The organism is bacterium (assembly GCA_035295165.1).
Taxonomy (GTDB): Bacteria; Sysuimicrobiota; Sysuimicrobiia; order Sysuimicrobiales; family Segetimicrobiaceae; genus JAJPIA01.
Genome location: DATGJN010000078.1, coordinates 1 through 21,768, shown reverse-complemented (window position 1 = coordinate 21,768; position 21,768 = coordinate 1). Strand labels below are relative to the sequence as shown.

Annotated in this window: 15 protein-coding genes and 1 pseudogene; 3 read left to right on the top strand and 13 right to left on the bottom strand. The window is 68.0% G+C overall.

Going from position 1 to position 21,768, the window contains the following annotated elements; all coding sequences use genetic code 11:
• Positions 1-11: 11 nt before the first annotated feature.
• The 12 genes from VKZ50_12385 to VKZ50_12330 all read right to left on the bottom strand — a co-directional run bounded on the left by VKZ50_12385 (position 12) and on the right by VKZ50_12330 (position 17,518).
• Positions 12-1,064, bottom strand: a complete 1,053-nt coding sequence (locus VKZ50_12385) for a 2-oxoacid:ferredoxin oxidoreductase subunit beta (protein HLJ60517.1) — start codon at positions 1,062-1,064, stop codon at positions 12-14.
• On the bottom strand, positions 1,061-2,887 hold the full coding sequence (locus VKZ50_12380) for a 2-oxoacid:acceptor oxidoreductase subunit alpha (GenBank protein ID HLJ60516.1): 1,827 nt from the start codon (positions 2,885-2,887) through the stop codon (positions 1,061-1,063). Before VKZ50_12380 ends, VKZ50_12385 begins: the two co-directional genes overlap by 4 nt.
• On the bottom strand, positions 2,884-4,668 hold the full coding sequence (locus VKZ50_12375; protein ID HLJ60515.1) for an FAD-dependent oxidoreductase: 1,785 nt from the start codon (positions 4,666-4,668) through the stop codon (positions 2,884-2,886). The genes VKZ50_12380 and VKZ50_12375 overlap by 4 nt, the downstream gene beginning before the upstream one ends.
• 290 nt (positions 4,669-4,958) lie before the next feature.
• Complete coding sequence (locus VKZ50_12370; GenBank protein HLJ60514.1) at positions 4,959-6,953, bottom strand: hydantoinase B/oxoprolinase family protein; 1,995 nt, start codon at positions 6,951-6,953, stop codon at positions 4,959-4,961.
• On the bottom strand, positions 6,950-8,962 hold the full coding sequence (locus VKZ50_12365; protein HLJ60513.1) for a hydantoinase B/oxoprolinase family protein: 2,013 nt from the start codon (positions 8,960-8,962) through the stop codon (positions 6,950-6,952). Before VKZ50_12365 ends, VKZ50_12370 begins: the two co-directional genes overlap by 4 nt.
• Positions 8,962-11,007 (bottom strand): hydantoinase/oxoprolinase family protein, encoded by a 2,046-nt coding sequence (locus VKZ50_12360; GenBank protein HLJ60512.1) that lies wholly within the window; start codon positions 11,005-11,007, stop codon positions 8,962-8,964. Before VKZ50_12360 ends, VKZ50_12365 begins: the two co-directional genes overlap by 1 nt.
• A 54-nt stretch (positions 11,008-11,061) precedes the next feature.
• On the bottom strand, positions 11,062-12,189 hold the full coding sequence (locus VKZ50_12355; GenBank protein ID HLJ60511.1) for a Xaa-Pro peptidase family protein: 1,128 nt from the start codon (positions 12,187-12,189) through the stop codon (positions 11,062-11,064).
• 236 nt (positions 12,190-12,425) lie between these two features.
• The gene (locus VKZ50_12350) at positions 12,426-14,003 is read right to left on the bottom strand and encodes a thiamine pyrophosphate-binding protein (GenBank protein HLJ60510.1); all 1,578 of its coding nucleotides are present in this window, start codon (positions 14,001-14,003) and stop codon (positions 12,426-12,428) included.
• Positions 13,993-14,775 (bottom strand): FCD domain-containing protein, encoded by a 783-nt coding sequence (locus VKZ50_12345; protein ID HLJ60509.1) that lies wholly within the window; start codon positions 14,773-14,775, stop codon positions 13,993-13,995. The genes VKZ50_12350 and VKZ50_12345 overlap by 11 nt, the downstream gene beginning before the upstream one ends.
• 209 nt (positions 14,776-14,984) lie before the next feature.
• Positions 14,985-15,548, bottom strand: coding sequence for a hypothetical protein (locus VKZ50_12340; GenBank protein HLJ60508.1), 564 nt, complete (start codon positions 15,546-15,548; stop codon positions 14,985-14,987).
• A 253-nt stretch (positions 15,549-15,801) separates the two neighbouring features.
• Entirely contained in the window at positions 15,802-16,668 is an 867-nt protein-coding gene (locus tag VKZ50_12335; GenBank protein HLJ60507.1) for a M55 family metallopeptidase, read from the bottom strand.
• Between the two features lie 13 nt (positions 16,669-16,681).
• Positions 16,682-17,518 carry a M55 family metallopeptidase gene (locus VKZ50_12330; protein ID HLJ60506.1) on the bottom strand — a complete coding sequence of 279 codons (837 nt, stop codon included), beginning with the start codon at positions 17,516-17,518 and terminating at the stop codon, positions 16,682-16,684.
• A gap of 281 nt (positions 17,519-17,799) precedes the next feature.
• Between VKZ50_12330 and VKZ50_12325 the strand changes: the two genes are divergently transcribed.
• From VKZ50_12325 to VKZ50_12315, 3 genes and pseudogenes are all read left to right on the top strand, one after another.
• Positions 17,800-18,837: an HAD family hydrolase gene (locus VKZ50_12325; protein ID HLJ60505.1), complete on the top strand. Its 1,038-nt coding sequence runs from the start codon at positions 17,800-17,802 to the stop codon at positions 18,835-18,837.
• An 849-nt stretch (positions 18,838-19,686) separates the two neighbouring features.
• A complete protein-coding gene (locus VKZ50_12320) occupies positions 19,687-20,475 on the top strand; it encodes a VOC family protein (protein HLJ60504.1) in 789 nt (262 codons plus the stop codon).
• A gap of 96 nt (positions 20,476-20,571) precedes the next feature.
• Positions 20,572-20,715 (top strand): annotated as a pseudogene (locus VKZ50_12315) (isoprenylcysteine carboxylmethyltransferase family protein).
• Positions 20,716-20,863: 148 nt separating this feature from the next.
• Here VKZ50_12315 and VKZ50_12310 read toward each other — a convergent pair.
• Positions 20,864-21,433 (bottom strand): YdeI/OmpD-associated family protein, encoded by a 570-nt coding sequence (locus tag VKZ50_12310; GenBank protein HLJ60503.1) that lies wholly within the window; start codon positions 21,431-21,433, stop codon positions 20,864-20,866.
• Positions 21,434-21,768 lie beyond the last annotated feature (335 nt).

Here is a 21,768-nt window from a genome sequence, read left to right as displayed (position 1 = left end):
CCCTCGTGCGGCTACCGGAGCGTGCCGTTGAACTCCGCGAGGGAGCCGGCGCCGGGGCACAGGTCGTCGTCCCGGAGCTGATTCAGCGGCTCGTTGATGGTTTCGAGATGGGCGTGCAGATCCCAGGGGTCGGGGTCCACGTACAGCAGTCCCGTCGCGAGCGCGCCGTCCGCCCGGCGCGTTTCCAGATGCAGCATGGCGGCGACACGATCGTGCGGGTCGTACCCGGGGGCGAGCGAGCGCAGCAGGACGCTTGCGCCGTTCTGCTCGATCACCTCGCCGTTCACCGCCCCGTCGGGAGCGGCCGGCGCCGCCGCGCCGCGGCGGACCTCCAACTCGGTCACCGCCTCGTCGTGCGCGCGGACGTAGGTGAAGCTCTTCGTGGACTCCGCGTGGTTGTTGAACGCCACGCACGGGGAGATGCAGTCGATGAACGCCGCGCCGCGGTGGAGGATCGCGGCCTTGAGGAGCGGCACGAGCTGTTCGCGGTCGCCGGAGAAGCCGCGCGCGACGAACGTCGCCCCGACCTGCAGCGCCACGGCCACCAGGTCGATCGGTTCGTCGATGTTGATCACCCCCCGCTTGCTCGGCGACCCCCGGTCCGCGGTCGCCGAGAACTGGCCGCGGGTGAGTCCGTACACGCCGTTGTTCGCGACGACGTACACCATGTTCACGCCGCGGCGCAGGCTGTGCGCGAACTGGCCGAGGCCGATCGACGCCGAGTCGCCGTCCCCGGAGACCCCCAGATAGATCAGATCGCGGTTGGCGAGGTTCGCTCCGGTCAGCACCGACGGCATGCGCCCGTGCACGCTGTTGAAGCCGTGCGAGCTCCCCAGAATATAGTTCGGCATCTTGGAGGAGCAGCCGATCCCGGACAGCTTCGCGATTCGATGCGGCGGCAGGTCGAGCTCGAAGCAGGCTTGGACGATGGCGGCGGCGATGGCATCGTGCCCGCACCCCGCGCACAGCGTGGAGACCGCGCCCTCGTAGTCCCGCCGCGTGTATCCGAGCGCGTTCACCGCGGCGGCGGGGTGCTGGAACTTCGGCTTCGCCAGGTACGTCATCGCGCCACCGCCTCCCGTGCCGCCACCGCGGCCTCCGTCTGCGCCGCGATCGCCCGCGCGATGAACGTGGCCGTGATCGGCGTCCCATCGTAGTGCAGCACCGGGACAAGCCGCGACGGATCGATGCCGCACTCATTGACGATCAGCGTGCGGAGTTGGGCGTCCCGGTTCTGTTCGACGATGAACACGCGGTCGTGCCCGGTAATGAACTCCGCAACGGCCGCGGCGAACGGAAACGCCCGCACCCGTAGCGCGTCGAGCACGATCCCCTGCCGCTCCAGCATCGCGAGGGCTTCCCGCAGCGCCGGCGCCGTCGAGCCGTAGTAGATCACGCCGGTCCGCGCCGGCCGGGGTGCGGACTGTACCAGCGGCGCCGGGACCAGCCCCTTCGCCGTCTCGAACTTCTGCATCAACCGTTCCATGTTGTCCACGTACGTCTGCCCGTCCTCGGTGTACCGGGCGTACCGGTCCTTCGTGGTCCCGCGACTGAAGAACGCGCCCCGCGTGGGGTGCGTGCCCGGGTACGTCCGGTAGGGGATCCCGTCGCCGTCGACGTCCAGGTACCGGCCGAACTTCGCCCCGGCATCTAGCGCCTCCGCCGTGAGGACTTTCCCGCGGTCCATCCGCCGGGCGTCGTCCCAGGCGAGCGGCGCGCACAGCCACTCGTTCATCCCGATGTCCAGGTCCAACAGCACGAACACCGGGGTCTGCAGACGATCAGCCAGGTCGAACGACAGCGCGGCGAACTCGAACGCCTCTCGCGGGTCCTCGGGGATGAGCAGCACGTGCTTGGTGTCGCCGTGCGACGCGTACGCACACGCCAGGATGTCGCCCTGTTGGGTGCGCGTCGGCATGCCCGTGGACGGGCCGGCGCGCTGCACGTCGAAGATCACGGCGGGGATCTCCGCGAAGTACGCGAGGCCGAGGAACTCCTGCATCAGTGAGATCCCGGGGCCCGAGGTCGCGGTAAACGCCCGCGCGCCGTTCCACGCCGCACCGATCACCATGCCGATGGATGAGAGTTCGTCCTCGGCCTGCACGATCGCGTAGCGGTGCTTGCCGGTCGCCGGATCGACGCGGTAGCGCCGACAGTGCCGCGCGAACGCTTCCGCCAACCCGGACGACGGCGTGATCGGGTACCAGGCCGCAACGGTCGCGCCGCCGTAGACGCACCCCAGCCCGGCCGCGGAGTTGCCTTCGATGAAGACCCGGTCACCGAGGCCGGCGCCGCGTTGGATCCGGAACCCGATCGGGCACGGCAGGTGCGCCAGCGCGTAGTCGCGCCCCAGGTGGAGCGCGCGCACGTTCGGCGCGACGAGACGCGGCTTGCCGCCGAACTGCTCCCCCAGCAGCCGTTCGATCTCGGACACATCCATGTCGAGCAGCGCCGAGAGCGCGCCCACGTACATAATGTTCCGAAACAACTGGCGCTGACGCGGATCCGTGTACTCCCGGTTGCACATCTCGGTGAGCGGCACGCCCAGCAGCGTAATGTCGTCGCGCACCGCCGCGCGTTCCAGCGGTTTCGACGAGTCGTGCAGCAGGTAGCCGCCGGGCTCCAGCCCGGCCACGTCCTCGGCCCACGTCTGCGGGTTCATCGCCACGAGCAGGTCGTACCCGCCCCTCCGCCCGAGGTGCCCCTCGCCCGACACCCGCACCTCGAACCACGTCGGCAGCCCTTCGATGTTCGACGGAAAGATGTTCCGCGGGCTCACCGGCACGCCCATCCGCAGCACGGCCCGCGCGAACAGACGGTTCGCGCTCGCGGACCCGGATCCGTTGACGTTTGCGAACCGCACCACGAAGTCGTTAACGGCCGTCATTTCCGTCCGCACGCGTCCGCGTGCGCCACCTCCAGCAAGAACTTCTGCATGTCCCACGCGCCGGTCGGGCATCGTTCGGCGCACAGCCCGCAGTGCAGACACACGTCCTCGTCCTTCACCATCACCCTGCCCGTCTTCAGCGCGCCGGAGACGTAGAGGTCCTGCTCCGGGTTCCGCGCCGGCGCGCGCAGGCGCGTGCGCAGGTCCTCCTCGGCGCCGTTCGTCGTGAAGTTGATGCAATCCACCGGGCAGATGTCCACACACGCGTCGCACTCGATGCAGCGGTCGTCCGTGAAGACCGTCTGCACGTCGCAGTTGAGGCAGCGCTTCGCCTCCAGCAGCGCGAGCTGTTGATCGAACCCGAGCTCGACTTCCACCTTGGGATCGCGGAGCGTCACGGTCTCGGCGCGGAGCGGCACGCGAAACCGCTTGTCCGCCGACACCTCGTTGTCGTACACCCACTCGTGCATCCCCATCTTCTGGCTCACGAGCGTGACCATCGGGGCCGGACGCGCGTGGACGTCCTCGCCGCGGCACAGCAGGTGCATCGAGATCGCCGCCTCGTGACCGTGCGCCACCGCCCAGATGATGTTCTTCGGCCCAAACGCGGAGTCGCCGCCGAAGAACACGTTCGGGAGCGTCGACTGAAACGTCACCGTGTCGAGCACGGGGAGACCCCACTTGTCGAACTCGAGCCCGAGGTCGCGCTCGATCCACGGGAACGCGTTCTCCTGCCCGACCGCGATGAGCACGTCGTCGCACGCCATGTGCACCGGGGGCTCGCCCGTGGGCACCAGATCGCGGCGGCCCTTGGCGTCGTACTGCGCCTTCACCGGTTGGAACACGACACCGGTGAGCCGCCCTCCTTCGTGCGTGAACTCCATCGGGACCAAGAAATTGAGGATCGTGACGCCCTCGCGGAGCGCGTCTTCCTTCTCCCACGGCGACGCCTTCATCTCTTCGAAGCCGCTGCGCACCACAACGCGCACGTCCTCGCCGCCGAGCCGCCGGGACGTTCGGCAGCAGTCCATCGCGGTGTTGCCGCCGCCCAACACGATCACCCGCCGGCCGATGCGGTGCACGTGCCCGAACGACACGCTCGACAGCCAGTCGATGCCGATGTGGATGTGCTCCGGCGACGCGTCGCGACCGGGGATGCTGAGGTCGCGGCCGCGCGGCGCGCCCGTGCCGACGAAGATCGCATCGTATCCCTCTGCGAGGAGCGCCCGCAGGCTGTCGACGCGCTCCCCGAGCCGAAGGTCCACGCCCATGTCGAGGATGTACCCGACCTCTTCGTCAATGATCGACTCCGGGAGGCGAAACTTGGGGATTTGGGTACGGATCATCCCGCCCGCCCGTGCGTCGCCGTCGAAGAGGACGCACTGGTATCCGAGCGGCACCATGTCGCGCGCCACCGTCAGTGAGGCGGGGCCGGCGCCGACGAGCGCAATCCGCTTGCCGTTTGTCTGCGCGGGCGCCGTGGGCAGGAGCGGCCGGATCTCCGCCTTATGGTCGGCGGCGACACGCTTCAACCGGCAGATCGCGACCGGCTCCTCTTCGACCCGGACCCGTCGGCACGCCGGTTCGCAGGGCCGATCGCAGGTGCGCCCGAGGATGCCCGGGAACACATTCGACCACCAGTTGACCATGTACGCGTCGGTGTACCGGCCTGCTGCGATGAGCCGGATGTACTCCGGAACCGGCGTGTGGGCGGGACACGCCCACTGGCAGTCGACGACCTTGTGGTAGTAGTTTGGGTCCCGGGGATTGGTGGGCTGCAACTAGACGTCTCCCTCCCGACCAGGCCTCCGCACCCCGTACCAACCCCTCCGGCCTGCGACGTCGTGGGCGCGGCCGTTCAGACTCCTCGTGTTCACGGAACAGCCACTCAATTATAGCCCAAATCTATCGCATTAAGACTACGTTCCGGCCAACGGAACCGCCATCGGGCGCCGGTCCGATCCCCCTACGAGTTTTCCGCCGTTCCCGGGAACGCCGGCCGGCCGGTGGGGTGGGTTTCGAGGAAATCCGGGCGACTCCCTGTCCTCCCTCCCGCGCGATGGCGCAGCGATCATGCGGAGGGCGCGATCCTGTCCCGACACTCCCGGACCGCATCCGCGATGTCGTCTGCCCGCACGGTTCCTCCGGGGCCGGCGCGGGCCGTCAGCGCACGAATCAGCGTCTCCCGCATGTAGGAACGAAAGCCCGGCGGTTGCGCCTCCAGGGCCGCGTGCAGCGCCATGCGCGCGGGGTCGGACCAGATCGCGTCGAGCGCCTCGCGCTCGGGACCGTACGCGAAGTCCGGTCGACGGCCGCGGGGTCGGGCCCGGAGCCTTGTGGTGGCGTCGACGTCCACCGTGCGTCCGCTGAGCACTACGCCGTAGTCGCGCTCTGCGGCCTCGGGACTGACCAGCCCGCGCCGCACGTCCGCGGCCACCGCCTCCGGATCCCGCGTATACGGATCACCGTAGCCCCCGCCGCCCTGCGAGAAGAACGTGATCACCTCGCCCGGCTGCAGCAGCAGTTCGTCGATCTTTCCCGTCGAACGGCTCTCGCCGCGCTCCGTCGCCACCGTCGCGTGCCCCAGCGATCCAGGGGCACCCCCGCATCGTCCCCACGGCCGGAACTGGATGCGCTCCATGCCGCGGGCCGTCAGCACCGTTTCGGGCGACAGCACGCGGAGCGCCAGCACGAGTCCCATGCCGCCCCGGTAGCGGCCGGGTCCCGCCGAGTCCGGGCGAAGACCGTAGTGCTCGATCAGCACCGGCATGTCCGTCTCCAACGTCTCCGCGGGTACGTTGCGCAGAAACCCGACGCAGAAGTCCATCCCGTCGATTCCGTCCTGCCTCGGCCGGGCTCCCGAGCCGCCGACGATCGGCTGGATCACGCCGACCCGGCGGCGGCCGCTTCTCGGATCATGCATCGCGAGCAGGACGATGCACGCCTGGCCGGCGCCGGCCGCGGGGATCTCGGCCGGCAACGCCTGACCGAGCAGGCCGAGCAGGACGTCCATGATCCGGATGCTCGTCGCCGCCCGCACGCCGACCGCCGCCGGAGGCAGGGGATTGAGCAGACTACCGGCGGGCGCGTTGGTGTGAACGGGGCGCACCAGCCCGCTGTTGAACGGGATCGACCGATCCCGCGTGCGGAAGTACCGGCAGAGCGTCGGCACAAACTGATAGTGCGCTTTCTGATTGAGCGACGGGAGGTTGAAGGCGCCGCGCACCTGGTGGTCGGTGCCCGCGAAGTCGAGGAACAGGTCGCTGCCGCGGACCTCCATGCGGCAGCGCAGGCGGATCGGAGAACCGCCCCACGCGTCGGCCTCCAGGTAGTCCCAAAAGACGTACTCGCCGTCCGGGATCTCCTCGATGAACTGCCTGGCCCGCCGCTCCGCCCACGCGAGCACGCCCTCGATCCCCTGGTCGATCCGGTCGAACCCGTAGCGATCGGCCAACTGCTGCATCCGGCGCCCCGCGGTCGCGAGACACGCGAGCAGCGCCTTCAGGTCGCCCCAGTTCTGCGCGGGGATCCGACAGTTGTCGAGCAGCAGCCTGCGGATCGGCTCGTTCAGGCGCCCCTGCTCGTAGAGCTTGACGGGGCGCAGGCGGAACCCTTCCTGAAACAGGTCGTAGCAGGTCGGGGAAATGCTCCCCGGCACCTTGCCGCCGACGTCCGAGCTGTGGATGAAGCAGCTCGCGAAACAGAGCAGGCGCCCCGCGACAAAGATCGGCTTGAACAGGTACAGGTCGGCGAGGTGGGTGGCGAGGCCGCCGGTCGTGTACGGGTCGTTCGCGATCACGACGTCCCCCTCGGCCCAGTCGGGAATCGCGTCGATCACCGGCCGATGCGGTTTGCCGGGGTTGTTGGTGGTGCCCGTGGCGAGCGGCGCGGCGAACACCTCGCCGTCGCGGGTGGCGAGCGCCGCGCTGAAGTCTCCCGTCTCCTTGACGAACACCGTGAACCCGGTGCGCAGCACCACGGAGGCCATCTCCTCCGCCACCGCCTGCAGCCGGTTGTGGAGGATCTCGAGAAAGACCCGCTCGTCGCGGCCGGCGGCGTCGGTCACGACCGCACGGCCGCGCGGTCGCCGCTCAGGGCACCGCCACCCCCCGCCATACGCTCGAAGAGCTCGCGGACCAGCCCGGCGATCTCGCCGGGTGCGGGGGCGCGCCGGGCCGCGGCGCGAGCGTCGATCTCCGTCATCGCCCGCTGCTTGAGGTAGTTGCGCAGCGCCAAGGGATACGTCATCAGGCACCGGTTCAACGCCAGTTGCATCGCGTCGGACCACACCGCCTCGAACGCGTCCCGCTCCGGGCCGAAGACGAACGGCGTCCGACGGGCCGGGCGGCTCGACCGGAGGGTCTGCGTCGCGGCGTCGTCGACGCGTCCGTCCGCAATGACGACGCCGTACTCCGTCCGCGCCGCCTCCGCCGATACCAAGCCGCGGCGCACGTCGGACCGGACGCGCTCGACGTCCCGCTCGTAGGGATCGCCGTAGCCGCCGCCGCCCTGCGACAGAAACGTCACCGCGTCTCCCGGCTGCAGCAGCAGCTCGTCGATGCGCCCGGTCGGGGTCTCGTCCGGGGCGTGCAGGTTCTTCACCGCGGTGCCGTTCTCGCCGGGCGATCCGCCGAGCCGGCCCCACGGGCGAAAGCGCATCCGCTCCATGCCGCGGGCGGTCATCACGGTGTCCGGCGCGAACACGCGCACGGTGAGCTCGATGCCGCTTCCCCCGCGGTACCGCCCGGCGCCGCCGGAGTCCTGGCGGAGCCCGTAGCGCTCGATCAGGATCGGCATGTCGGTCTCCAGCGTCTCGGCCGGAACGTTGCGGAGATAGCCGACGGAGAAGTCCATGCCGTCGATCCCGTCGCGCATCGGACGGGCGCCGGAGCCGCCGCAGATCGGCTGGACCACGCCGACCTGGTGCCGGCCGGTTCGGACGTCGTCCATCGCGAGCAGCACGATGCACGCCTGCCCGGCGCCGGCCGCCGGGAGCCGGTCTGGCTGCGCCTGGCTCAGCGCGCCAATCACCACGTCCATGAGACGGATGAACGTCGCGGCCCGCACGCCGCACGCGGCCGGCGGTTCCGGGTTGAGCACACTGCCGGCCGGTGCGCGGTTGCTGACCGGCCTGACCATGCCGCTGTTCCACGGACACGACGGGTCGAGCGTCCGGAAGTACCGCACCAGCGTCGGCACGAGCATGTAGTGCCCCTGTTTGTTGCACGACGGAAGGTTGAACGCCGCGCGGACCTGCGGATCGGTCCCCTCGAAGTCCATCAAGATCTCGTCGCCGGTCACGACCAGGCGGCACCTGAGGCGGATCGGGTACCCGCCCGGACCGCCCTCGAGATAGTCCCAGAACGCGTACTCTCCGTCGGGGATCTCGCGGATCATCGCGCGGACCTGGTGCTCCGCGTAGGCCAGGAGGCCCTGGATCCCCCGCTCGACCTGCGTCACGCCGTAGCGGACGACCAGTTCGTGGAGGCGGCGCTCGCCGGTGTGCAGCGACGCCATGAGCGCCCGCAGATCGCCCCAGTTCTGTTCCGGGATGCGGCAGTTGTCGAGGAACACGCGCAGGATCTGCTCGTTCAACGTCCCGCGGTCGTAGAGCTTGACGGGCGCGATCCGCACGCCTTCCTGAAAGATGTCGTAGCTCGTCGGCGAGATGCTGCCGGGCACCTTGCCGCCCACGTCCGAGGAGTGCACGAAGCAGCACCCGAACGCGATGATCCGCCCCTCCGCGAAGATCGGCTTGACCAGCCACACGTCCGCGAGATGAGTGGAGAGGCCCGACGTGGCGTAGGGATCGTTCGTGATGACGATGTCGCCCTCGTGCCACTCGGGCACGGCGGCGACGACGCCCTCGCCGGGGATCGCGAGCGACAGGTTGACGCCGGTCACCACGGGGGACCCGAAGGTCTCGCCGATCGGCGAGAGCAAGAACGTCCCGAAGTCCGCCGTCTCCTTGACGAACACGGTGAACCCCGTGCGCAGCACGACGTTCGCCATCTCCTCGGAGATCGCCTGAATCCGGTTCTTGAAGATCTCGAGGAAGACCGGGTCCATCGCCATCACACGGCCTCCCCGACGAGATTCCCGAACGCGTCGGCGCGCACGCGGTACCCGGGCGGCACGAACGTCGTCGTGTCGTACTGCTCGACGACGACGGGCCCCGCGACCCACCCGTTCCGTCCGAGCGCCGCGCGCTGCACAACCGCGGCGTCGCGCAACCGCCCGTCGATGAACACCGGGCGCGTGTCGGCGGCGCGCGCGGCGCCGCGTTTCGCCGGCGGCTCAAGCCGCGAGACCTTGGCCGTCACGCCGACCACGCTGGCGCGCAGGTTGACGAACGTCACCGGGGCGGTGGGATCGCTCACGCCGAAGATTGCGTGGTACGCCTCGTGGAACCGCGCGGCGATCGCGGCCAACCGGCCCCGCTCGTCGCCGGGCACGCCAACTTCGATCTCGAACGCCTGCCCCTCGTACCGCATGTCGGCGCTGTACAGGACGAACGACGACGCGAGCGGGATCCCGTGGGCGCTCTCTTCCGCCAACCACTGCCGCCCTTGCCGCTCAAGCGCCGCGTACGCCTCCTCGAGCATGGCGTCAGTCGTTTGGTGGTCGCTCCGATACAGCGTGCGGACGAAGTCGTTCCGCAGGTCGGCGACGATGCACCCGAGCGCGCACAGCGTTCCGGGCGACGGCGGGATCAGCACCTTCCCGATCCCCACCTCCTTGGCGAGCAGGAACGCGTGCGTCGGTCCCGCCCCCCCGTACGCGAGCAGCGTAAAGTCGCGCGGATCCACGCCCTTGCGCGCCATCAGCGGCGTGAACTGGGCGTACATGTTGGAGGTGGCGACGTCCAGGATGGCCTGCGCGACCTCGTGCGAGCCGAGATTGATCCCCCGCCCGAGCGCCGCGAGCGCCGACGCGGCCAGCGCGGGGTCGAGCGGCATCTGGCCGCCCAGGAACCGGTCCGGGGCGATGATGCCGAGGTGCACGTATGCGTCGGTCACCGTCGGCAAGGTGCCGCCGCGGCCGTAACAGGCCGGGCCGGGATCCGCGCCCGCGCTGCGCGGTCCCACCTTCAGGATCCCGGCCGCGTCCAGCCACGCGATCGAACCGCCGCCCGCGCCGATCGACGAGACGTCCACCGCGGGCATGATCACGGGGAAGTCCCCGACCTGGTTCTCGGTGGAGTACGCGGCGTGGCCGCCGACGACGACCGCCACATCCGCGCTCGTGCCCCCCATGTCGACCGTCACGATCCCCTCGGCACCGGCGAGCCGGGCGACGTGGGCCGCGCCGATCACGCCGGACGCCGGCCCGGACAGCAGGGTCTGGACCGGCTCCTCCGCCGCGCGCGCCGCCGTCATCACGCCGCCGTTGGACTTTGTGGAGAGCACCTGAGCGCGCAGCCCCCGCGTCACGGCCCCGGCCTCGAGGTTGTGGAAGTATCCCGCCATGCGCGCCCCGATGTACGCGTTCATCACGGCCACGAGACACCGCTCGTACTCCCGCTGCTGCGGCCACAGATCGGCGCTGGTGCACACGAACAGCGCGGGGAACTCCGCCCGGATCAGGTCCCGCACCTGGTGCTCGTGCGCCGCGTTCTTGTAAGCGTGCATGAAGCACACCGCCACCGCGGTCACACCCTCGGCGACGAGGCGGCGCACCGCCGCCCGTACCTGATCGGGATCGAGCGGACGGTGCACCCGCCCGTCGGCGAGCAGGCGTTCGTCGATCTCCTCGACGAGATCCCTCGGCACCAACGGCAGCGGTTTGTCCCCGTAGAAGTCCGTCGTGTTCTCCAGCCGGAGCCGGCGGATCTCGAGCACGTCGCGCAACCCCCGGGTCACGAGGAGCCCGGTCGTCGCCCCGTTTCGCTCGATCAAGGTGTTGACGCCGAGCGTGGTGCCGTGGACGAACAACGCCACGTCTTCGGGCGCGACCTCCGCCCGGCGCAACTCCTCGAGCGCCGTGAAGATCGCCTCCTCGGGCGCCCCGGGCACCGACGGCGTCTTGAGCGTCGCGACGACGGCCCCGGCCTCGTCCGCCACCATGACGTCCGTAAACGTCCCCCCGATATCCACGCCGAGCCGGTACCGAGCCGCCATCCCGTCTCCCCCTCCTCACGAGTTCCGCCGAACCACGCGCCGACGGACGCGCCGCTACCCCCCGACGACGAGCATCTCGCTCGTATCGATGTGGGTCGTCAGCCGCTCGCCGCCGCGGTCGGTCACCCGGACGAGGTCCTCGACGTGGAACCGCCCGAGGCCGGCGAAGGCGTGGGCGATCTCAACGCAGATCAGCATCTCCGGGGCCAACGTCTCCTCTTCAAACCGATTGAGGATCGGATACTCGTGCAGGCGCAGGCCCAGGCTGTGCCCGATCGCGTCCATCTCGAAGTCCATGCCGAGGTCCTTGCCGATCGCCACCGACTCGCGGTAGAGGTCGGACGCCCGCCGCCCCGGCTTCGCCCGTTGAATCATCTCCCGCTGCAGCGTGATGATCTTGCGGTACGCGTCGCGCTGCGCGGGCGACGGATCGCCAACGATCGCCATCCGGCCGAAGTCCGTGTAGTACCCGCGGAAGAACCCGACCATGTCGAGGCGCATGATCTGCCCGCGCCCCACCGGCGTTTCGTCGGGCACGGAGTGCGCGATCAGCGTCCGTTCGGGGCCGGACGCGAAACTCACGAACGGCACCCAGTCTGCTCCACCGGCGTGGAGATGTTGGGTCATCCGGCGCACGATCGACCGTTCCGGCTCACCCGCGGTGGTCGCGGCGTACCCGGCGTGCACCGCGGTCTCCCACACGCGCGCGATCTCGGTCATGTACCGGATCTCCTCCGGCGTCTTGATCATGCGCGAGCGGTTCAGCAGGCGCTCCGCATCGAGGAGCTCCAAGTCGGGCAGGGCCTTGCGGAGGGTATCCCCGTCCCGCGTAGGCAGATAGCCGGTCTCGATCCAGATGCGCCCCCGCGACAGCCCCCGATCCCGGAGCGCCTGGACCAACCCTTCCACCGGCAGCACCGCGTGCTCCGTGTACGGCACGATGTCGTCGATCCAGGACTGCGTCCGCGCCGTGTACTCGACGACGGTGCTGACCACGAAGAACGGGGCCCCTCGGCGCGGGTAGACCGCGAACGCCAGGCGATCGCTGATCATCCGCTGGCTGATGATGAACACCCCGGCCAGGTGCTGCACGTTCTCAGGCGACACGCCGATCACGGCGTCCACCCCGGCCGATTCCATTTCGCGTCGCAGGGTCGTCTCGAGATGCTCCCGTTTCGTCACGCGTCTCCTCCTCGGTGGCGCTCCGCTCGGTCAACGCACCCGGCGGCAGACTCGGCTCGCGCAGACGCGGCGAGTCCTCCCTCCGCTCGGCGGCGCCGTCCCCGCCGCATCCCCCGGACGGGCTCCGGCATGACCGGCGGGTCCACGCGGTCATGGCGTTGCGGCGTCGACCGCCCGCGTCGGGGCCGCTCGCACACGCTGGCCGTCCACCCGCGCCGAACGTCGGCGACGGTGCCTTAGCAGTATAGGTCGTACTCGTGCGCGTCGATGCCCACGCTGAGCACCGCCGGCCGGTCGGCGAGGATGGCCTCCTCGAGCGCCCGCGCGAGGTGGTCGACCGAGGTCACGCGCGTCCCGGACACGCCGAACCCCTCGGCGATCGCCGCAAAATCGGGGGCGGCGAAGTCTACGCCGTGTGGCGCGAACCCGCGCCGCTTCTGCCCGACTCGGATCAAGCTCAGGCTGTCGTCGACGAAGCAGATGATCACGATCGGCAGCTTGTGCTGCGCCAGGAGCGTCAGGTTGTGCAACATCATCAAGAATCCGCCGTCCCCGATCAGCGCCATCACCGGCCGGGCCGGGAACTGGAGCTTCGCGGCGATCGCCGCGGGAATGCCGTACCCCATCGCGGACAATCCGTTCGACATGAAGAACGTGTGCGGCTCGTAACTCTCCCAGAACTGTCCGGCGAAGTACTTGTGCGAGCCCACGTCGCACGCGAGCACCGCGTCATGCGGCGCGACCTTCCGCATCGCACGGACGCAGGCGATCGGGCTGAGGCCGTGCCCGGCCGGCGCCGGCTCAGGCCGCACGCGGGCCCGGCACGCTGCCACCAAATCGTCGGGCCACGGCGCAGCCCGCACCTGCGCCGCCACCTCGGGCAGCATCTCGGCGATGTCCCCGATCGCTTCCAGCGGCCGATATGCGCCTTCGGCCGTGGACGCGCGCGACAGACTTGCGACCGGCCGTTTCGCGTACCAGTCTTTGTCGCACTCGACGGGGTCGAACCCGACGCCGAGGAGCAGATCCGCCTCATCGAGCGTCTCCAGGACGGCGTGGTCCGCCGCCATGCCGCTCACCACGCCGAGGAACCCCGGCGCATCCTCCGGGAGGATCCCCTTCGCCTTCGGGGTGACGACAAAAGGCAGGTGCGTGCGGTCCGCGAAGCTCCGCAGCGCCGGCGCATCGTGCGGCCGGGCTCCGAGGCCGACCATCAGCAGGGGCCGCTTCGCGGCGCCGACCGCCGCGGCGACCTCCTCCAGCGCCACGCCGCGGGCGGGCCCGCGCGAGCGCGCAGGCCTCGCTTGGCCGGGCTGCATCTCGACCCCCGCAAGATTGCTCGGCAGCCCCAGGTGCACCGGACCGTGGGGCTCGCTCGTCGCGAGCGCGATGGCGCTCCGCACCGCATCGTCGGTGCCGCGCCCGTTCAGGATGGTGCTCCCCTTCGCGATCGTTCCAAAGAACCGGTCCAGGGGGAGCCGTTGGTGGGGGAAGTGATCCTCGAGCACCGTGGAGAGCTGCGCGGTGATCGCGAGCACCGGCGAACGCTCGAGAAACGCGTTCGCCACGCCGAGCGAGAGGTTCACGGCGCCGGGCCCCAACGTCGCGAGGCACACACCGGGCCGTCCGGTGATCTGTCCGGTGACGTCCGCCATGAACGCCGCGCTGGCTTCGTGCCCGGTGAGAAAGAATCGGATCCCGTGTTTGCGGCACGCGTCGAGCAACACCGTGATCTCGCCGCCGGGCAACCCGAAGGCCGTCTCGATCCCGGCCTCCGCCAGCGTCGCTGCGATCGCTTCCGCGTTAGTCGGCACCGGGGGTTCCTGCGTCTTCCTCGTCCGCGTCGAAATCGCGCCCGCGAAGCCGGCTCCAATACCGATCCAGGTCGTCCCCAAGCTTGCGAAAGTGGTCTTCCATCGCCTGCCGAGCCGCTCTGGGGTCGCGCGCCTGAATCCCCGCGAGAATCGCCCGGTGGTCAACCACCAGGCGCCCGCCGACCGCGGCCCGCATCGACGTCACCAAGAGATCGTACCGGCGATGCTGGCGCAGCAACGTCGCAAGCGAGTTCAGAACCTCGTTCCGCGACGCGCGCGCGATCTCGAGGTGAAACGCGACATCCTCGGTGAGCCCCAACTCACCGAGCCGGATGCTCTCCGCCTGCCGATCGAGCAGTTCGTCCATGCGGCCGATGGCCTGCGGCGACGCGTGGACGGCGGCCAGCGCCGCCGTCTCGCCCTCGATCACACGCCTGGCGGCGAGCAGGTCCAGCAGGTGCCGCCGGTCGCCGCGCCGCAGCGTGTTTAGGAGGGCATCACCGGAAAGCCGCAGGCGCGCCTCGGCGTCGTACTTGGTCAGGACGGCGCTTCCACGATCGGTGACCACGCGTCCTTCGACGCTGACCTTGCGCACCAGCCCGTTGGCCTCGAGCTCCTGAAGCTTCCGCCCGACGGTGGGGGCGCTCACCAGGATGCCCTGTTTGCGCAGGCGCAGGTTGATCGCCCCCTGGCCAATCGGGCGACGGCTGGCGGTGATGACTTTGAGGATGGCGGCGTCGATTGCGGATAGAGTAGGCGGGTAGCTAATCATCGTTGATTAGCATCATAGCAATTCATCTCCGCGGGTGTCAATTCACGCGGGCGTCGCCAAGCTCTGGGGTCCTCAGATCTCGCGGTCGGGAGGCGCCGGCGAGGCAACGACGTTGTCGTGCCACGGACACCCGCAAGGACGCGCCGCACGGGCGGTGCCTCCCCGCGCGTGCCTGTCATCGAGCCGCGCGAGATGCGGGGCGGGCCGACTCAGCGCGGTGATAGCCTGCGCAGCGTTGCGGCCGTCATCGGATTCGGGAAGATCCGGTGATACTCGCCGGGAGCGAACACGAAGATCGTGGAAACGCGATCGTGCAGGCTCACGGTGCGCGCAACCACGAACGCCACGCCGACGTGATTGTAGACCAGCACCACGGTGCCGTCGCCGTTGTCGATTCCCGACCTACGGCCGAACGCCGATTCTACCTCGTCCGCGCCACTGCCGATGCCGACGCCCTTCGCGGTCCGGTAGTTGATCTCAGACGACGCGACCAGAGCCACGATCTTCCGCGTCACGACATCGACCACCACGCCGAGGTGCCGGCTCGGCCAGTAGTAGCTTATCATCGCCTGGGGCAGCAACGCCGGAGGAGACCCAGGGCCGAGCACCTCCGTCACGCTCTCGAGCGAGTCCCCGAGGTGGAACGCCCCGATCGACCGTCCCGGCACGACGCCGGATTGGGCCTGGACAGGGAGACCGCTCAGCAGCAAGCACGCCGCGGCGATGGGGATCAGGGCCAAGGGGCGTCGTCGCAAGAGAAGCAGGATGGGCATCGACGGCCACCTATCCACAAGTGTGGCTTCTTACCTTAATATCCTACATATCCCACGATTCCGTTGGGTTATCGCTCACGTCTCGGGCCGCCCTCACCCATGCCGAGGTCCGCCCGAGACACACCTACATCACCCTCTATCATAACTCTTCTGCCACGAAACATCTCGTGCCGCCGGACCCGTTCTGGCAAAACCCAGCCCGATGGCCGACAACGCGCGACGATCGTGTCGCATGGGCGCAGCGCGACTCAATCTACGTCCCCGGCGCGCCCGCTCCGCCGAGCTTCATGGGCGCCCCCATGGAGAATCCGGCTAGATGAATCGCGGCCATGATCTGCGGGAACACCGCCACCGGGTCGGGAGCGGTCAGGCGAATGCTCAAGTCGGTCGGCCGTTCGGCCCCCGGCAGCCGCGCCGCGGAATCCGCCATGGTCGTGTACTTGAAGGTGAGATCCGCCGCCACCGGCGTCCCGATGTCGAACGGGCGAGCCCGATCGAGCCTCCCGAGCGCGCGCGTCAACCCATCCTCGATGGCTCGGCAGGCGCGGTGGGGGTGCATCGCCTTGCTCGCGTGCCGACCGATCGCCTCTTTCACCGCGACCCCCTCGGCCCACGGCAGCGTCTTCCCCACCTCGCCGATCAGTTTGTGATCACCTGAGACGAAGACGACCGGCACCCCCAGGTGACCGGCGACCGCTGCGTTCAGATCTGCTTCACCCACCGACCGGCCGTTCAGCCTGAGATCGTAGACGACCCGCCCGTTGATGGTGTGATCGAGCACCCCCGACAGACCGTGCCGCGTATGGTACCCCACGAGCGCCAACGCGGCGAACGAACCGTCCAGGCCGTCGATCTGGCCCATCGGCCGGGAGTCGCCGCTGATCAGCCAGCAGTCCTCGGGCAGCTCTTCGATGATGATGTTGCGCATGCCGTTCCCGCCATGTCCGTCGGAGACCCATACTTCCGTGGCCCCGCCGGCAAGCGCACCCCGCACGGCCGCCGCCGCTTCCGCGGTCATCAGCCGGCGCCCGCGGGCGTAGTCGATGCCGGGCGGCGACCCTTGGGCCTGGTCGACCACGCCCGCGACGCCCTCGATGTCTACGGAAATGTATACCTTCACCGTCGTCCTCCCCTCAGCGCATCGGCGCGTTTTGCGCGATGGCGCCCAGCTTGATGCACGTCTGCACGAACCGCAGCGCGGCGCCAGCGTCGGGCGCATTCGTGCGCACGGTACAATCGTCCGCCCGCTCCGCGCCGGGGGCGCGCTCGGCCTCGTCGGCATGCGCCGTGCGCTTGAACTGCACCTCCACCGCCACCGGCGGCGCGGCGGTGAGCGGACGCATACGATCCAGGCTCCCCAACGCGTCCGCGGTCGCCTGCTCGATGAGACGCTGGGCGCGCGCCGGATGCATGCACCGCGCCGCGTGCCGACCGATCGCGTGCTTCACAACGACCGGCACGGCCCACGGGAACCATTCCCGCGTCTCGGCCGAGAGCCGGTCGTCACCGCTGACCAACACCACGGGCACGCCGTGCCGCCCCGCGGCGAGACCGTTCAGCCCGATCTCGCCGATCGGGCGGCCCCGCACCCTGATCTCGTAGATGTCCCGCGCGGTGATCGTGTGATCGAGGACGCCGTGCCGTCCGTGCCGCGTGTGGTACCCGATCAGCACCACCGCCTGGAAGCTCGCGTCGAGCCCCTCCATCATCGACCTGCGGGTGTCCCCGCTGACGAGCCACGCCGCCTCGTGCAGCCGTTCGTCGATGATGTTGCGCATGCCGTTGCCGCCGTGACCGCCTGAGACCACCACCTCGGTGGCCCCCGCCGCGCGCGCGCCGCGTATCGCGGCGTTGGTCTCCTCGGTGAGCAGCCGCCGCCCCCGATCGAGATCCAGGCCCGGGGGTGAGATCTGCGCCCGATCCACGATGCCCGCGATCCCCTCCATGTCCGTGCCGATATAGACTTTCACCCTGCCCTCCTCTGCGCGCGGTGAATTGCACCCGACCGTGCAGGGGGTATTTCGACGAAGCTCCTCTTCCCGCCCGCGGACACCTGTGCGCCCCCTGCTGGGGGCGGGCCCGCCTCGCCTCGGCGCGCAGGAGGTACACTGTGGGTACCGGATGCCGGTGCGGCCTCGCTAGAATCGAGACGCGATCCACGCCCCGGCGCCAGCGGGGACGGGGAATGTCGTGGTTGGCTGGCGTTTTGGGCATGCGATCTCTTGCGCGACCCGCGGACGGAGGGACGGCCATGTCCCAGAACCTGTTCAGACAAACGATTATCGCGGTGATTTGGGATTTCGACAAGACGCTGATCCCAGACTACATGCAGGCTCCGCTGTTCCGCCACTACGGTGTGGACGGGGACAAATTCTGGCGCGAGGTCGACGGACTGCCGGCCTTCTATAGGAAGCACGGCCTCGAGTTGATCTCCAAAGACACGCTGTATCTCAATCACATCCTGACCTACGTCCGAAGCGGGATCTTCGCCGGACTGGACAACAAGCTGCTGCGGCGGCTGGGCGCCGCCCTCGAATTCTACCCAGGGCTTCCGGAGTTCTTCAAGACGGTCAAAGACCACGTCGCGCAGAACCCCGCGTACACGCAGGCGGAGATCAGCGTCGAGCACTACATCGTGAGCGTCGGACTCCGGCAGATGATCCTGGGAAGCCGGATCGCAGACTACGTGGACGGGGTGTGGGGATGCGAGTTCGTCGAAACGGTCGCGCCCCCGGACTACCTCGAGCCTAAGGGCCAGCAGGTGCTCTTCCGCTCCGAGGCGACCGCCTCCGCCATCGCCGACTTGGGGTACGTGATCGACAACACCACGAAGACCCGGGCGATCTTCGAGATCAACAAGGGTACCAACAAGGAACCCAAGATCGACGTGAACGCCAAGATCAAAGCGGAAGACCGGCGGATCCCGATCGACAACATGATCTACGTCGCCGACGGGCCGAGCGATATCCCGGTGTTCTCAATCATCAAGCAGTACGGAGGCCAAGCATACGCCGTCTACGGGGAGGGCGCAGAGAAGGAGTTCGAACAGGTGCGAACCCTGCAGGCCCAGTATCGCATCGACGCCTTCGGCCCCGCCGACTACCGGGAGAAGTCGCACACGGCGATGCTGATTCTGGGGGCGGTCGACTACGTGGCAAAGCGCATTGTCCAGAACCGCCAGCGCATGGTCGGCGAACGGGTCGGACCGCCGCCCCGGCACATCTCCACAGACGACGGCGGGGTCCCGCGTCCGCAGGAGCCCCGCCAACTCGATCTCGACCGAGGGTAGTGGACCGGGCAGTCTAGTTGTTGTTGCTTCCTCCCTGTCCACCGTTCCCGCCGGCGCCCCGTTGCCGGAATTGCCGCCGGAGTTCCCGCTTCCGCCGGCGCCGCCGTTGCCGGAACTACCCGAACCGTTGCTTACACCCTGACCGCCGTTCCCGCCAGCGCCCCCGTTTCCACCGTTGTCGTTGTTCTGTCCACCTGCGCCCCCGCCGTTCCGTTCCCAGAGCTACGGCGTTGCCGGTGCCAGCGCCGCCGGCTATTCTAGCGGCCCGGTGCAATTGGAGCCGGGGCATGCGGCCGCGACCAAACCAAGGCCGCTTGTACCGGGCGTCGGGGCCGCTGTCACGGCTGCGCTCGCAACCCATGCGGACACGGCCACCACCAGGGTTATGGTGAATATCACGTAGCCCAAACTCGACCCTTTCCTTGCCGTACTAAGCACGAAACACCACCCCCGTTGTGCCACTGCCCTACCGATGGATGCGGGACATACGGCCCCAACCAGGAGAAGTTTAATACCGAAATTTCCTTTTGGTCCGTGAACTCCTTTCCATCGCACGATCCGGATTCGGTCTAGTGCCAACGTACTACAACCTTCGGCTATTGTTTCAAAAATTTCGGCTCATATTGGCACTCAAGGCGTGACGCACGCGCCGACGCGGTGATATTGGATAGTGAGATCATCCTCGGGGAAGGCGCTGAATGACATCCACCGGTGGTGCACTCCCCCTGAGTGCCCCAGAGGTTTCTAACGAGCGCAGGCGGATATTCGCCTCATTATTGAGGTCGATTTCCAGCCAGTCCGTTCCACTAAAGGGTGAGAACCAAATGAGAACCAAAGAGGAGGTGTGATGTGGCTACACAGACCAAGCACGCGCACGGCGTCTTTTCTTGGGTACAGTTGGGGGTCCCCGACACCGCACCGGCAAAGCCCTTCTACGGGAGCCTGTTCGGGTGGGAGTTTGAGGACATGCCGGCCGGCCCTGGAATGACGTACACGTTCATCAAGTACAAGGGCAAGAGTGTCGGTGGCCTCGCCGCGATGCCCAAAGAGGTCGTCGCCAAGGGCGTGCCGTCGCACTGGCTGCCCTTCGTCAACGTAACGAACGCCGATGACGTCGTCAAGAAGGCGAAGCAGAGCGGCGGCAAGTTGCCGATGGGCGAGGCCATGGACGTCCTGGATGCTGGACGCATGGCGTTCCTGCAAGATCCTACAGGTGCGCATTTCGCGATCTGGCAGGCCAAGACCCATCAGGGCGCCGATGTTGTCAACGAAACCGGCGCGATGTGCTGGAACGAACTGATGACCGCGGACACCGAAACTGCTGGGCGGTTCTACAAAACGATGTTTGGCTGGAACGCCGAACAGGTCGATATGAGCGACGATAGCACGTACACGATCTTCAAGATCGGCGAAAAGCAGATCGGCGGGATGATGAAGCGGCCGCCCCGCCTCAAGGATGTGCCGCCCAACTGGCTCACGTACTTCGCCGTTACGAGCGTCGACGAGATGGCGAAGAAGGCCGCGAACCTCGGCGCCAAGATCTTCCAACCGCCAACGGACATCCCGAACACCGGCCGCTTCGCGGTTATCCAGGATCCGCAGGGCGCGGTGTTCGCACTCTTCAAGCCGAAGGCGTGACGAGCCGGCCACAGACGGCTGGCTCGGGCGGCGTTGGTGGGGGGGTGGGCACACCCGGCTCCACCCCCCCAGCACTCGGAGAACGCCCCCCCCGCGGTAGGCGTGTTGTCCGCAGCATTGTTACTGGTCCCGGTGGTGGCGCGTATTCGCGCTGAGGAACGGCTACTGCGGGAACACTTCGGGGCCGAGTACGACGCCTACTGCGCGCGCACGTGGCGGCTCGTGCCGGGGATCTACTGAATCGGCGTAGAGCCAGGTGCCCGTAGGACGTGCGTGTGGGGGCTAGTATGATGCAAGCCCCGGTTCCCTTCTTCATGGCGCGTTGCGCAAGTAGATTGGCGCGCTTCGCTAGTGCCAGCGACGAAGCACGAAATGGTGGCCACAGGGTTCAATCTGTGAGCTCGTTGAACCCTCGGCCGCTCAAGATCATTGGGACACACCTCTCCGCCCGCGCTGCCCGCGTCTTCACCTGCTTCGCACCCGAGACATGAAAGATGTACGACTTCCTCCGTCCCGGCGTGAGCGCTTCGAATGCCGCCCGCAGCTCCGGAGCTGCATCCAGCCTGGCTTGCAACTCCTCAGGAACCGGATGCTCTGAAGCCTTCTGGAAGGTGACCTTCTTCCCCGACTCCTCGACCTCGATGGCTTCGTCGATGTAGTTCCTCAGAATCGACTGCATAGCCGTAATTTCTTTGAGAGAGGTGAATTTGATCCAGCGGCCCGCCTGCGTATGCTCACCGATCTTTTGGAGGATGCGCTTCGGGTCGTTGAGCAGCGCTCCTTTGAAGAACGAGAGCGCGCACGCGTCCTTCAGCGGGATGACGATTGCCACGTTCTTTTTCTGGTAGGTGAAGCAGGGCTTGCTCCACTTCATCTCCTCGGTCAGGTCACAGTCGAGCACAATCTTTCTCAGCTTGTCTGTTTCCTTCTGCCATTTTTTCGCGTAAGGTACTTTCACCGCCCCACCCTGTGCACCGCATCCAGTCGAGTCGTCTATCTTACGTTACTACTCAACCAGCGGGGCCGTCAGAACCCAACATCCACGTGTGCTAGCGTGAGGAAGAATATAGCCCGCCGTTCGTCTTCCCGTTCGTTTCTTGTTTTTATCCGGAATTTCCATTATCTGGGCCTGAGGACCTTCTGTTGAGGAAGTCTGAGCCTGCCCCGGTTCGGTGGAGGGTGAATCTCTTTCGTGTTTGCCTGTTATCACCACCTCTCGCATTGTTGTTGTTCTTCTCTCCCGCGGCCGCCGGCGTCATCGCCCGACGGCCGTATCTGATCGTCTTCCCCTCT